General features: G+C 57.0%; 14 protein-coding genes. 3 read left to right on the top strand and 11 right to left on the bottom strand.

The features are described 5' to 3' along the window. Positions 1-235: 235 nt before the first annotated feature. A complete protein-coding gene (locus B0G83_RS06300) occupies positions 236-1,096 on the bottom strand; it encodes an MBL fold metallo-hydrolase (protein WP_105506498.1) in 861 nt (286 codons plus the stop codon). An 88-nt stretch (positions 1,097-1,184) separates the two neighbouring features. Between B0G83_RS06300 and B0G83_RS06295 the strand changes: the two genes are divergently transcribed. The 3 genes from B0G83_RS06295 to B0G83_RS06285 are packed head-to-tail and all read left to right on the top strand — an operon-like array spanning position 1,185 to position 2,378. Continuing rightward, complete coding sequence (locus tag B0G83_RS06295) at positions 1,185-1,520, top strand: helix-turn-helix transcriptional regulator (RefSeq protein ID WP_105506497.1); 336 nt, start codon at positions 1,185-1,187, stop codon at positions 1,518-1,520. After that, entirely contained in the window at positions 1,517-1,951 is a 435-nt protein-coding gene (locus B0G83_RS06290) for a YeeE/YedE family protein (protein ID WP_105506496.1), read from the top strand. Before B0G83_RS06295 ends, B0G83_RS06290 begins: the two co-directional genes overlap by 4 nt. 1 nt (position 1,952) lies before the next feature. After that, a complete protein-coding gene (locus B0G83_RS06285) occupies positions 1,953-2,378 on the top strand; it encodes a YeeE/YedE family protein (RefSeq protein ID WP_105506495.1) in 426 nt (141 codons plus the stop codon). 176 nt (positions 2,379-2,554) lie between these two features. On the opposite strand, the gene B0G83_RS06280 is transcribed toward B0G83_RS06285, so the two are convergent. The 10 genes from B0G83_RS06280 to B0G83_RS06235 all read right to left on the bottom strand — a co-directional run bounded on the left by B0G83_RS06280 (position 2,555) and on the right by B0G83_RS06235 (position 13,846). Beyond that, the gene (locus tag B0G83_RS06280) at positions 2,555-3,667 is read right to left on the bottom strand and encodes a serine hydrolase (protein WP_181156711.1); all 1,113 of its coding nucleotides are present in this window, start codon (positions 3,665-3,667) and stop codon (positions 2,555-2,557) included. Positions 3,668-3,998: 331 nt separating this feature from the next. Next, positions 3,999-4,313, bottom strand: coding sequence for a hypothetical protein (locus B0G83_RS06275; protein ID WP_146120163.1), 315 nt, complete (start codon positions 4,311-4,313; stop codon positions 3,999-4,001). Positions 4,314-4,710: 397 nt separating this feature from the next. Beyond that, entirely contained in the window at positions 4,711-5,274 is a 564-nt protein-coding gene (locus B0G83_RS06270) for a prolyl-tRNA synthetase associated domain-containing protein (RefSeq protein ID WP_105506492.1), read from the bottom strand. 11 nt (positions 5,275-5,285) lie between these two features. Beyond that, positions 5,286-6,698, bottom strand: coding sequence for an aspartate ammonia-lyase (locus B0G83_RS06265; RefSeq protein ID WP_105506491.1), 1,413 nt, complete (start codon positions 6,696-6,698; stop codon positions 5,286-5,288). Continuing rightward, positions 6,691-7,674 carry a LysR family transcriptional regulator gene (locus B0G83_RS06260; RefSeq protein WP_105506490.1) on the bottom strand — a complete coding sequence of 328 codons (984 nt, stop codon included), beginning with the start codon at positions 7,672-7,674 and terminating at the stop codon, positions 6,691-6,693. Before B0G83_RS06260 ends, B0G83_RS06265 begins: the two co-directional genes overlap by 8 nt. A 68-nt stretch (positions 7,675-7,742) precedes the next feature. Next, positions 7,743-9,140, bottom strand: coding sequence for an MFS transporter (locus B0G83_RS06255; RefSeq protein ID WP_105506489.1), 1,398 nt, complete (start codon positions 9,138-9,140; stop codon positions 7,743-7,745). A 326-nt stretch (positions 9,141-9,466) separates the two neighbouring features. After that, positions 9,467-10,546 carry a type II asparaginase gene (locus B0G83_RS06250; RefSeq protein WP_105506488.1) on the bottom strand — a complete coding sequence of 360 codons (1,080 nt, stop codon included), beginning with the start codon at positions 10,544-10,546 and terminating at the stop codon, positions 9,467-9,469. Positions 10,547-10,942: 396 nt separating this feature from the next. Next, positions 10,943-11,740: an alpha/beta fold hydrolase gene (locus B0G83_RS06245; protein WP_105506487.1), complete on the bottom strand. Its 798-nt coding sequence runs from the start codon at positions 11,738-11,740 to the stop codon at positions 10,943-10,945. A 349-nt stretch (positions 11,741-12,089) separates the two neighbouring features. Next, a complete protein-coding gene (locus tag B0G83_RS06240; RefSeq protein WP_105506616.1) occupies positions 12,090-12,917 on the bottom strand; it encodes an aminoacyl--tRNA ligase-related protein in 828 nt (275 codons plus the stop codon). Between the two features lie 443 nt (positions 12,918-13,360). Then, complete coding sequence (locus B0G83_RS06235; RefSeq protein ID WP_258167732.1) at positions 13,361-13,846, bottom strand: GNAT family N-acetyltransferase; 486 nt, start codon at positions 13,844-13,846, stop codon at positions 13,361-13,363. Positions 13,847-13,908 lie beyond the last annotated feature (62 nt).

Raw genomic sequence — 13,908 nt, 5'->3', positions numbered from 1 at the left:
TTGCGGTCATCGCCTTCAACGAATCGCTTCATGAGTCACCCGATCTCAGTGCGTTGATTCAGTTTAGGCGATCAATACGTTTTCACACACTCTGGACCCTAATCCGCCTTTCCCTGGCTGGGCATGAACGTCGCCAATCGGTCAAACGCAGGCCGTTCAGGCTCCATGCAATAGCCGCTCATCAATGAGCCTTTGAAGGGTCAGTAGATTGCGCTGTTTTGCCCAAATGCGCGCTCTACAAAGCACCAAGGGGGATTTTCAGATAACGCGTGCCGTTGTCTTCCGGCTCAGGCAATGCGCCCGCACGAATATTGACCTGGACAGCTGGAAGAATGAGCGTAGGCATATCAAGCGTCCGATCGCGTGCGGTGCGCATCGCGACGAACGTATCTTCCGAGTTGCCGTCATGCAGATGAATATTGCCTTTGCGCTGTTCAGCCACTGTGGTTTGCCATTGTGGTTGACGCGACTGCGGCGGGTAATCGTGACACATATAAAGCCGGGTCTCGTTAGGTAACGACAGCAGCTTACGTGCTGAGCGATAAAGCGTATGCGCATCACCACCCGGAAAATCACACCGTGCGCTACCTACGTCCGGCATGAACATCGTGTCGCCGACAAAAACCGCGTCTCCGATCTGATACGCCATGTCAGCCGGTGTATGTCCCGGCGCATGTATAGCATGCGCACTCAGCTCGCCGATCTGGAACGTTTCGCCAGCGGTGAACAGATGATCGAACTGCTGACCGTCGTCCGGCACGTGCGCACCCAGGTTGAAGACGCGCTTGAATACACCCTGCACTGCTCGAATGTTCTCGCCGATGGCAATCCTACCCCCTAGTCGCGTCTTCAGATATTGCGCTGCCGACAGATGGTCCGCGTGGGCATGCGTTTCCAGCAGCCATTCGACCCGTAACCCATGTGCCAGCACAAATTCCACGACCTTGTCGGCCGATTGAGTCGAGATACGGCCGGCCTTCGGGTCGTAGTCGAGCACCGAATCGATCACGGCACATGCAGAGCCATCGCCGACGTGAACGACGTAGGTAACGGTGCAGGTGGCCGTATCAAAGAACGCTTCTATCAGTGGCTTCATCGCATGTTCCAGTCAGTACATTGAAAAATAATATATATTTTAATATAATGAAGGTCAACATGATTGTCAGGTAAAAGGACGCCGATCAATGGGCACACAGTTATCTCCCGCCGCGCTCGACACGCTGCGGCAATCCGCGACGAAATGCTGCGCCCTTCTCAAAGCCATGGCGCAGGAGGACCGCCTGCTGCTGTTGTGCCAACTGATCGAAGGCGAACATAACGTTGGGGAACTGGAAGCAGCGGTCGGCCTTCATCAACCGAGCCTTTCGCAACATCTTGGCGTGCTGCGCGAAGAAGGCCTTGTCAGTGCGCGGCGCGAGGGAAAGTACATGTACTACAGTCTCGCGAGCGCCGAAGTCTTAAGCATCATGGAGACGTTGTCGAACCTCTATTGCGGCAAAGTCAAAGGACGCCTGAAATGAGCATCGACCTTGCTCACTTCACGCCGCTTCCCGCACTCGCCGGCGGCTTGCTGATCGGTCTTGCGGCAACGCTGCTTGTGCTCGGGAACGGCCGTATCGCCGGCATCAGTGGGATTCTTGGCGGCCTGTTCGACACAACATCCAGCGATCATGCCTGGCGCGCAGCATTCGTGCTTGGGCTCTTTGCCGCGCCCTGGATATTCAAGCTTTTCGCGGCACTGCCGGCCGTCGCGATCACGTCATCGCCGCCTGTGCTCGTTGTGGCCGGTCTGCTCGTTGGCATCGGCACCCGCTATGCGTCCGGTTGCACCAGTGGTCACGGCGTATGCGGCCTTTCACGCGGTTCGGTCCGCTCGCTTGCGGCCACCGCGACGTTCATGGCAATGGGCTTTCTGGTCGTTTTCGTTACCCGCCACCTGCTGGGGCTTTGACATGCTGATTCTCAACGCGCTGCTGGCCGGTCTGATATTCGCCACGGGACTGATCGTTTCCGGCATGGCCAACCCTGCGAAGGTGCTGGGTTTTCTCGATATCGCGGGCAACTGGGACCCGTCACTGGCGTTCGTCATGGCCGGCGCGATCGCAGTAGGCAGTGTCGGTTTCGCGATTGCAAGCAGGCTCAAGCGGAGTCTGCTCAAGGCGCCCATTTCGCTGCCGACCGCGACGCACATTGATCGCCGCCTGCTTGCTGGTAGCGCCATGTTCGGCGCCGGCTGGGGCTTGGCAGGATTCTGCCCGGGACCGGCTCTCGTGAGCGCCGGAAGCGGTGAGTTTGAAGCGATGCTGTTCGTCATCGCCATGCTCGTTGGCATGAAGATTTTCGCGTTGGTCGAACAACGCGCTATCCAAACCAACTGACCGTAACCTGGCACACGTTCATGTGTGCGGCCGCCCGATGAGTTGAACGCAAAACGTTACGGCGGTCGTCTCATATCCGTCCAAACCCGGACGGCCAAGAAACTTGTCTGAGTGGCTGAAACTGGCCGTCCACTGCCTGATGCGGTCACCTGTAACCGCCCCCCAGCGGTCGAACGCTATTCTCCGAAGCCGCCACTCGCCGCAGACGCGGAACTGGATATAAATTGGGTAAGCAATCCATCCCAGAGTGCGCGCAATTCGGCCTCACCCGGGGCGTCCAGCGCCTGAGTCCGGACGGCGGTGTGGACCAGCACCAGACCGGATTGCGGATCGACGAAGATACGTTGACCGTAAACACCTTCCAACGCAAATGCTCCACGTGATCCGGGCATTAACCAGATCTGATATCCATATCCCCCCGGATGCTGGCCCCGGCCCAAGGCAAGGAGGGAGCCTGGGGGCGCGGGTTTCGTCGCGTCCACTATCCATGAGCGCGGAATGATCTGCTTGCCGTTAAATTCACCACCGTGCGCCAGAAGCAGCCCAACCCGGGCGTAGTCGCGCAGGGTCGCGTTAAAGCAACACCAGGCAAGCTCCTGCCCTGTGTGATCCGTCACCCATCGGGCGTCTGCTTCGGCACCCATCGGTTGCCAGATACGAGTCTCCAGATAGCTCGATAGCGTCATGCCTGTAGCGTGAGAGAGGACCAGCCCCAGCACTTCAGTGTTCAGGCTAGCGTAGCTAAAAAAAGTATTTGACGCAGCCAGGCGGGTATTGAACTGTTTGACGACCGCGACCGACCCTGGACCTTTGGACGAAAGTAATTCACGGTGCATGGTCGTGTCGTCGTCGGTATCGGTGTAGTTTTGCTGGAAGCGGATACCGGACGCCATGTGCAGCAATGCGCGAATCGAGACGGTACCGATCTCGCTGCCTTTGAGTCCCGGCACATACACCTGTGCCGCGTCGTCAATGGAATGGATCTTGTGTTCGGACACCGCAATGCCGATCATAATTCCGACCAACGTTTTGGCCATTGACTCCGACATGAGCCGGTCATGATCGGATCGGGCGTATTGGTATTGCTCGAATAAAATCGTATCGTCGCGAGCGATCAGTAACCCAGTCGTCGGATTTCTTGAAAGGTAGTCACGCAGCGAAAGTGTCTGATTCTGGTATCGGTACGTGATATCCAGCGGGATTGCGGCACGGTTCAACCTTGATGGCGTCGCTGCCTTTAAAACCAGGTTGGATGGATAAAAGCTGTCGAAGTGGCTGTAGTTGCCCACTTCATGGACCTGACTTCTCAGAGGTAATCCGATTGGGTACCCGAGCCTTGCTCCATAAGAGTCTGCGTCTGGTCCCGTGTTCGAAAATGCGGGGCCGGACGCAGCCGGAGGCGGTCCATCCGCGATTGCGACAGTGCCGGTTAGCGCAACGGAAGCGGCGATAACCGTCTGAATGAGCTGCTTACTCATAGCTTGAACAATACCCTGCTCCATCTGGAAAACTGCGAACTGTTTCTCGTCTCTGACGTTGTCGGTCGCGCTGACGGTCGTGACCTTTCTTTAACGTCGCTCGCCAGAGAAATCCGTCGTGGGTCTGCGAATTCGTGCGATTTCAATGCGAGACGATAACTCTTTTCAGACGGAGCGCTATCGCTGCCACCACGCCTACGAGAAGCAACACGCGGTTTCGTGGCATCGTCGGCCGAAGCGCTGTGCCCTTGCCTGCAAAAGCGTAGATGTATTGAAATACCGTCCCAAGCATCGCGAAAGCAGTTGCCACCGCGTATACGACAAGCACCACGCCAATGCTACGCCCGAGTGAGGTACTCATATTCAAGGGTGAATTGTTGCAGGTGAAAGCTGGGATGCCTGCGAAAAGCATCACAGTGAGTAATGCGGAAATGACAAATGAGAGTCGATTTTTCAAGCCATCCCCTGGATACTACTTTTTTTTGAGTAAAGCTTAGCGCTAGTCAGCTCGCTCCCGTCGCCGAGGTCAGTAGCCTCAATCTTCATCATTACACGGGCGCTTGCCGTTTTTTGGCAATTTTCATCGATTTAGGCGGCACGGTCCGACCTTGAACTGCCTTTCCCGCGGTCGTCACGTCACAGTCCGCTCCCGCGGTCTTATGGACGCTGATCAGCAAATTGGCCGGCCTCTCAGAACATACGACCTACCGGGCTCCCGGAGACTCGCGTCGACGGAATCAGTCGTCGTCAAGAACTAGCCAAAGCATCCTCGGGCAGCATGTAGTGTCGCGAGATCCTGGAACTCTCCTTTACGAGCACGGAGCCATTGCGCTGTACAAGCAACAAGAGTTTCCTCAATCCGATTTTGCAGCGAGAGGCAGCCAGTCTGCCGGGTGTCCGATGTTGCAGAGAAAGGTGTCCAGCCCGCTTCGGGTGAGCGATACGCTCGCATTGTTCTCGAGGGGATGAAACAGAAAGGTTTCCTCGCCGCTCAGTTCAGCGTCGATGACGAGTCGCACGCGTTTGGCTTCGTCATTGGCCAGCGCGAGTGGGCTCAAAGCACCAGTCCGGATACCCAGCAACTCGAAGAGCTTGTCCGTCGACGCGAACGAGAGGCGTTTGCTGCCGAGTGTTTCGGCGACACCAGCCAGATCGAGCGACTTCGAAGCAGTTGTGACGACGAGGAAGTAATTGCCTTTCTTATCCTGCAAGAGCAGGTTCTTGCAGCGAGCCCCCATCACGGAAAGCGCCAACATTTCGGACGCTGCCATGTTGAGTACCGAGTCGTGTTCCTCGCACGAAAACGGAATTTCCCCTTCTTCAAGAAGCTTCAATACTTCGTCTTTTCCTAGCATGGCGTGGTTCGTCTTGATCCAGAAATAGACCGGCCCAGGAAGCATTCGAGGGCCGATTTCCATACACGAATGAGTCAGGACTCAAACACCGGGTATGACGCTTTGCGGATAGCCGCAATGGTGTCATCCGGGGAGAGCAATCCAGACTCATCGAGAATCGCAACTAAAGAGCGATCTTCGGTCACGGATTGGCGCGCGAGCTTGCTGACTTGAGCATAACCAATGTTTGGAACGAGCGCCGTCGCGACGGCCATCGATTCCATCAGATGCTTCTCATTGCGCGCTACGTCAGCCTTGATGCCCTTCACACACTTTTCGCCAAAGCGCTGGATGCCATTGGTGAGCAGCGCGATACTGTCGAAAACGCGCGAAGCAACAACCGGCTCGAAATGATTGATTTCAAGTTCGCCGTACTGAACCGCCTGAGCTACGGCGACGTCGTTTCCAACGACCGCGAAGCTCAGTTGGATCATCGCCATCGGCAGGACCGGATTGACCTTGCCCGGCATGATCGAAGAACCCGCCTGTGCCTCCGGCAGCCTCAGTTCCCCGAGTCCGCCGACAGGACCTGACGACAGGACAGTCAGGTCGGAAGCAATCTTCGCAAGAGACACTGCGCAGGTACGTAGTTCGGCAGAGACGCGCGAGAACACGTCCATGTTCTGCATGGCATCGAACGGATTTGCCGGTGCTTGATAATCAACGCCAGTGACGCTTTGGAGATGCGAGTACACGGCCGCGCGGTAACCCGCCGGAGCGCCGAAGCCGGTCCCGATTGCCGTGCCGCCAAGCGGAAGCGTGCGGAGCTTGTCACGCACCGCGACAAGTTCCTCTGCCAGACGTTCGGTCAGAGACGCGTAGCCTCCAAAGAGTTGACCAAGACGCATCGGCTGGGCATCCTGCAGGCAGGTCCGGCCCAGGTGAAGAACGTCGGCGAATTCCGTGGCTTTGCTGCTGAAAAGGGCCGCGAGTTGCATGACCTCCTTGATGAGCGGCCCGAGCATCGCGTACGTGGCAATCTTCAAGGCGGCAGGATATGCATCGTTCGTCGATTGGGAGCGGTTGACATGGTCGTTCGGATGAACGACCGCGTACGTTCCAGCAGCGTGTCCCAGGATTTGCTGAGCACGGTTCGCGATGACCTCGTTAAAGTTCATGTTGGTCGATGTGCCACCCGAACCTTCCATAAGGTCGACCACGAACGAGGAGTCGAACCGCCCCTCGATGACTTCCCTGCAAGCGGCAACGATCGCCTCACACTGCTCGTTCGTGATGACCTCGTTGTCGCGGTTGGCCAACGCCGCGGCCCATTTGACCTGCGCGAAAGCGTCGCGAAACTCGGGATAGTGGGCAATGTTCAACGGCGAAACCGTGAGGTTGTCGACCCCACGCACCGTGTTCACGCCGTACAGTTTGTCGCCAGGAATGGTGACCTCGCCGACATAGTCACGTTCGATGCGATCTACGCCCTGAGCACTCTTATTCATAGAGATTCCTTCCGCCAACGGTAATAAGTTTTTCAATATCCCGACCGAGAGCTGTCAGCCTCGGCAGGAACGATGTCTCGATAACTTCGTGCGCTGTATCGCAAGCGTCGTCGAAGAAAACGTTGTATTCGTCCCGGCGCGCTACGAGGTACAGTGAGCGCTCCAAGCCTAAATTCTCGACTACATGAACGGCGACGTGACCCGCATACGGCACTCCCTGAAGAAGGCACATGGGTGAAGTAATGGCCCAACCGACCCCCTCCGCTACCATCGAGGTCAAAGCATCGGCGTTGTCCAGTTCGAGTCTGGCAGGTGCGCGGATCTCAATGCGCCGGAGGTACCGTTCGATCTGCATGCCCACCTGAGACATCCGGTTGAACCTGACGATGGGCAAGCTGTTAATCAGAATCCGTAAGTCGTCGATGGTCTTCACGGGCATGCCGAGGTTTTTCGGCGTTATCACAAAGTACCGTTCGGAGAACAGCCGATACCGGACGACGTCGTTGGCGTCCATCAGTGGATCGCTCGTGACGATCAGGTCCAGGTCGCGGCGCAGCAGTGCTTCTCCCTGCTGAGGGCTGAGCCCCGTTCGAATCGACAACTGCGACACCTTTCCCAGCAGCTTTCTTGTAAAAACTGAACCACACGTGGCCGCGAATGAGTCGACCAGTCCGATGCGCAAGTCGGGTTTGATACCGCGTCCTGCTTCGACGACTTGTGCCTTGAGATTGGCGATCTCTTCGCTCAGCACCGCACCCCGGTTCCTCAGTGCAATGCCGAAGGGCGTCAGCGCCATCGGTCGAGTCGTCCGGTTGACGAGCACGACGCCCAGTTCGTCTTCGAGCTGCCGGATGATTTGCGATACGCCTGACTGGGATATGCCCATTCTCGTTGCCGCGGCGGACATGCTTCCCTCTTCCGCGACGGCGACGAAGACTTGTACAGCATGCATATCAATGGGTTTGTTCGACGGCATGGCGTGTCCTGGTATGAAAGTCCTCGCGTATGTTCTCGCATCTGGCCTGCCGTCAACTCCTACGGTCATCAAAGGCGCGTCTTGCTGCCACTCGGCGCAGCGGTTGCCAAAGTTGCGTCAGGGTGCCCGGCAGCGTCTACCTGGTCCCCGGCGACACTGTCGGACTTCACGTCTGAAACGCTCTCGCCGCCCGTTTCGGGTGCCATGAAGTGGCAGAAGACGCCACCGAACAGCAGTACCGCGACGCAGACACCCAGCGCTGCGTGAATGCCAACCTGCTGAACGGCGATTGGCAGCAGGAATGTACTGATGGCTGAACCAAAGCGGCTCGAAGCGACTGCCAGACCGACGCCTGAGGCGCGAAGATGCGTCGGGAAGAGTTCGGGCGGATAGACGAATTCGAGGTTCGCCGCTGCCGAGAGGATGCACGCGAAGAAGCCAAAGACGAGCATCGTCCCGATCGGCCCAAAGCTGGCATAGGTCAGCACCGCCAGCCCGAGCGCCGCAAGATAGAAGGTTCCAATGAGGAACGTACGACGGGAGATCCTGTCGATCAGCAGCAAGCCAATCGCTGCACCGACGAGAAGCAGGATGTTGTAGACGAGCCCGCCTGCGAACTTGTCCTTGACGTGCAGCGCCTCAAGGACTTTTGGCGCGAAGGTGCCCAATGCAAAGTAAGGAATGACCTGGCAGGTGTAGAAGACGCAGCCGACCAACGTGTTTTTGCGCCAGCGGGGCGAGAACAGCTGTGACCAGGCTCCCTTTCGCTGTTGAGTTGCGGCGGTCGTCGTCGAAAGCGTGACTTCAGGGCCGAATCTGCGACGAACGATGGCGAGCGCTTCGTCGCCGCGACCGCGTTTCATCAGCCACATTGGCGATTCGGGCACGATCAGGCGGAACGGGAGAATCAGCAGTGCCGGCACTCCGCTCGCTGCGAGCATGATCCGCCAGGCATCAGGCCCAATGTCACGCATGGTGAAGCCAACGAGGTACGCACCGACATAGCCCGCCGCCCACGCTGCTGCGAGCACACTCAGCAGACGGCCACGGTAACGGCGCGGCGAGTATTCGGTGACCAGGGATTTGCTCACCACGTAGTCGGCGCCGAGGATGAGTCCCAGCGCCAGACGCAAGACCAGCAACTGAGAGGCCGACGTCACAAAATACTGCGCAGCAGAGACGACAGCGAAGAGCAGCATGTCGTACGCGAAAATCGTCCGACGGCCATGTCTGTCCGCGATCGGGCCGGCCAGCATGCTGCCGATGAACAGGCCCGCGAGCGAAGCGGCGCCGAGCAGTCCCATCCAAAGCGCATCGAGATGCAGCGGCAGCGCCGCCATGCTGACCGCAATGCCAATGATGCCGAGCACGAAGCCATCGCTAAATTGACCGCCTGTCCCACTGAACGCAACGCCGATGTGGAATGGGCGAAGAGGCAAGTCTTCGAGTAGTACCTGGTTGCTCACGATCGTCTCCTGTCTCTAGTGTGGTGCTCATGTCGATGCACCTTGAGAACCAGTGTAGGGTGGCGATTTCAAAAAAACAGCAGGTAACAAAACAGTATCAACAATTCTAATACTACCCCTCGGTATGGCTGAAATCAGGCGATTTCCTCAAATTCAACACTCGACTTGACATGACGGGTGCAAAACGGCGAAAGGCCGGACGAGAGGCGGTCCGGCCGAGGTGCTGCAACTAGATTACGTCGCTAACCGACGGAGGTGGAACGAGAGCAGCGGTGTCTCACCCCACTCCGGAGGCGGTCCTTCGCCGCGCCACGCCCTCGGGCCGCTTAAAACTGATGAAGCATGTCCTGCACACGCTCCGGGTTGTTCGTCACCGTGAGCGCGAGCATCAAGAGGATTCGGGCTTTCTGCGGATTGAGGTTATCGCCGAGAAGACCAATATACGCAGGGTCTTCAGGAATATAGCCATTTCCGATTCTCGACGAGCGGACGACAATCACACCTTTATCGACTGCCTTCCTGATGGAGGGAAGCGTGAGCAAAGACTCACTGCCAGCGCCCACGCCAGCGACCACAATGCCGCGCGCGCCGTGAGCCACCGCAGCGTCATACAGGTACCCGCCGTCATTCTGGTGGCCGTAGATGATGTCGACTTCGGGAAGTGAATCCAGTTTCGACACGTCAAACGGCGTCTGCGTGGTCTGGAGCTTGGCTACGGCGGTTTCGAAGTGCGGCACATTATCGATCAACGTCCCGAGATAGCCGTCGTCTGGGCTCCTGAACGTATCGAGCGTGGTCGCGTTGGTTTTGGTCGTATATCGCGCCGAGCCAATGCGGTCGTTGAGGACAATCATCACGCCTCGTCCTCGCGCCGTAGGCGATGCCGCAACGGTAACGGCCTGCAAAATGTTACTTGGACCGTCTGCGCTGATGGCGGTCGAAGGGCGCATCGAGCCGGTCAGCACGACGGGCTTATCGCTTTTCACCACGAGGTTCAGAAAGTAGGCGGTTTCTTCAAGCGTATCCGTTCCGTGCGTGACGACGACACCAGCAATGTCAGGCTGCGCCAGCAGCTGGTTGATGCGCTTGGCGAGCTTGAGAAGAATTTCGTTGGTGATATTCTCGCTTCCAACGTTCGACACCTGCTCTCCGGATACCTGCGCCACTTTCCCGAGCGACGGAACGGACTTCAAAAGCGCATCGGCCGTGAGAACGCCAGGCTTGTAACCCGTGCTTTGCGTCTCGCTAGTGCCAGTTCCAGCGATGGTGCCACCTGTCGCCAGCACGGCAACATGCGGAAGTAATGTTTGCGTTGGACGTTGAGGTTCGGTCTGAGCTATCGCTGAGCCGGTAAAGATCCAGCCGATTACCAGAAGCTTGCAAACAACGTTTCTGTATTGGCTCATTTGAGCACGTGCGTCTCTCACAGCGGACTCCGAATTGAAAAGTGTAAAGAACTGCCGCCGCGCCGGGCGATGACGCGGTCGCTCTGATCGGACTTGTTCGATGGTCAGCCCGGCGGTATATGGGGCAACGACGACGCAGGGATAGTTGAAGTCCGATGAGGGCTAGTTTAGTGAGCCGAGGAGCGCGACAAATTGGCTGGACGCGACGATTACCAATTCTGATACTACGCTAGAGATTTTCTGAAAGTTGATAAGCGTCGGGCGACTCCCGAGTGCATATACCTTCCACGACAAGGGTAGCCAACAATGCGGTGACGTTTCTGCAAACGCACGAGCGGCCGCTACCGGGTGGCGGATTCAACCGGTTGAATCCACCGTTGCCTTCAGCTATTCAAGTCAAATGGCGTTGCGCTTCAGGAATTGCTCAATAACAGTGGCAAAATAAGGCGGGCATTCCTGCATCGGGTAATGCCCGCAGTTCGGGATAACGTGCAGCTCCGCGTTCGGATGCCACGCGAGAAATGTGCGCTGCATCGCTTCCGAGTCAAGACCGGGATCCTTGTCGCCGACAATGACGAGGTAAGGGGTTTCAAGACCCCGAACGTCGTCGACGAAGTTGGCCGTCGTCAGCATTTCGAGGTATCCCCGCCGGCATGCCGACGAGACTGTTAAACGGCTTTGTCTCACCTTTCGCAAAGCCCACCCATCGGAAAGACCTCCGCTGACGAAACTAAACAACCGCCGAAGCGCCTCGTCGTCTTCTATCGAGCTCGCAAAAAAAGCCAGCGCATCCGGACTCAGTCGATTTCCGGCCGCGGAAACGGGACATATGGCGATCGCACTTGTGATGCGGGACGGAGCGTCGCAGGCAATGCGCTGTGTGATCATGCCGGTCATCGAATGGCCGACGATATGAAAGTGTGTCCAACCGAGTCGGTCAGCGAGCATGAGGCAATCAGCGGCAACCTCCTCCACCGTGAATTCGCCTTCCAGGTTGATGGATTGCCCGTAGCCACGCAAATCGGCGAAAACGTAGGTGAATGCATGGCCGTCGAGCCAAGGCGTGACTGCATCGTAGCTGGAGTGGTCGCCGAGCCAGTCGTGCATGACCAGCACACGAATGGGACCATCGCCATACTGTACATACCCGAGACCGGAGTCCGATCCAGCGCGGCTTTCAAGATGAGCTTTCATTCCAGGGGTTCCATTTTGGTTGCAGGAACCAAAACGAAACGCCCTCCCGGCGAACCGGGAGGGCGTTTGAAAGTGGCCTAATCCTATCAAGCGCTCAAACGAGAGTCAATATAACTGCGCGGCGAATTGCGACTGGTCGCAATTCGCACATTAAGGGTCCCCCGCATGTCCGCATGCGGAATTGCTCGAGCGGCCGTAGTTGGTCGAGGCGGTGTGAAAGCGCAAAAGTACTCGGTTGTATAAGACGGCTTCCGGAGCGGTGATGCACCCATGATTGTTTACGCGGCAGTCGTCCGCACCGCCTGAATATCCATTGAGCACACAGCCCATCCGAATTCCCCCGCTACCTTTACGTTCGAAGCGTTAGGTCCGCCGAACATACTATTGGTGCTCCTTGACTAAGCGCATCAACCGCCACATCCAGCAGCATTTGAGGCCGCAGCGCAGGCACCGCCAAAACCGACTTTCTTTTACAGTACGCCATTCGATCCGGGCCGCAGGCAATTTCCAGAACTCGGCATTCGACCGCACGATCTTTTAACTTCGGTTGAATGGGGAAATCCTTGCGTAACGAGACGGAGCAAACCTCCATCCATTTGTCGGCGTTCCACGCCTCAATATCCCATGTCCTCTCGGAATAGGCCGGTAAGCGGTCGCTTTGAACCGCGCGAGTCGGCACGCAAAGTTCGCGAGCAAACCATTCCGCGAGTGGCTCCATGGCTTCCCGCATGTAGTCGCACTTCGAATCGGCGGCGTACAAGCATTGAAACTCCATTTGGTAAAACTCTTTTAGACGCATGTGCCGACTGGGTTGATCCTGCTCCCTCCGAAAGCTCTTGGACAATTGCCAAACGCACCAAGGCAGCTTGCGCGAGCGCGCTTCCAATTTCTTGACCATCCATGCATATGTCGACGGCGTCGTCTCAGGCTTGAGCGCCAAAGCCGTCTCTCGCTCTCCGACGGACTGTGCCCAAATATCGTTGTCGCTGTATTCCGCGCTCAACAAGTCTCGAGGGATCAGCGATGGCGCCTCTATTCGTTCGAAAGTCCATGCCGAATTCAGTTGCGTAAGAATCGTTGAGATCTGCGACGGCATGCTACGCGTGAATTGCTCCCGCAAGCGGATATCCTCTTCGTCATAGAAGAGAAAATTGTTCAATTCATAGACCTGTTCCATTTGAATACGCCTCATGAGATTGTCGGTGGTTACCGGAACCCGCAAGACGCAGAAATGGAAAGCAAAAAAAATCGGCGCCTTGCCAGCGCCGAAATTGTGCAAAACAAACAAGCAAAAACAGGCGTTGGCGGTTATGTGCCGCCAAAACCTCGCTGGTTGACCCAATGACGCATAGCGTCCATTGCCTGCTCCCTCTGCTATTCAGCGGGAACACCCCCGCTGTTCCACCAAAATACGTGGATATCGTCCCACTTGCAAGGAATCAATCGGCACACTCCCGATCAACAACGGCGCAAGCTGACGCGGAACGTCCCATCCGGCTTAAGGAGCGGCAGGTCGCGCGCTAAGGGTGATCGGCCGATTATGGCCGAACTGAGTCCGGTTGCGGCTGGCTCAAGTCGCCCCTGAGTTTCCGCTCGCGCTTCTTCGAAGCAGATTCCTCGTTAAAGGAATTTTATGTGCGTCGCGGTCTCATCCTCGATTGCGCTGAAGCCGAGTCGCACATAGAAGGCAGCAGCGGCTTCGGTATCTGTCGAAAGCCGAATTACACGAAACGTTCCGGATGCTTCTTTGAGAAGCGCATAGACCAAGGCCTCGCCAACGCCGCGACGCCGAAAACTACTTGCGACATACAGACGACGCAGCCGAGCCGTATCGCCGATCGGTTTGTAGGGATCAACGTTCAAGCCGCCGATACCAACAATGTTTCCAGCGGCCAAAGCCACTAAAAGGCGCTCTCCCGGCTTGTTAAACCTGTTGCTGCCAGTGCGCCACTCTTCGATCAGACGGCCCAGGAATTTAAACCCTTGCTTCGAGGCCTCACGCTCAAGGTCGACCAGCTCTGGAGGGAGGGCTTTCAGCTGAGTTATAGCGAGCATGTATCCGCAAAGGTGTTTGGAATGTGAGAAACCATAGGTTTCATCGCTCAATTGTCAGCGATCTTCGTGAGCGTGTCGACTGTCTCCTACTGGCCAGACACGGTCCGATCGCC

This window comes from Paraburkholderia sp. BL21I4N1, assembly GCF_002973525.1.
Lineage (GTDB): Bacteria > Pseudomonadota > Gammaproteobacteria > Burkholderiales > Burkholderiaceae > Paraburkholderia.
The sequence above is the reverse complement of the archived record's forward strand: the minus strand, read 5'-3'. Positions and strand labels throughout refer to the sequence as shown.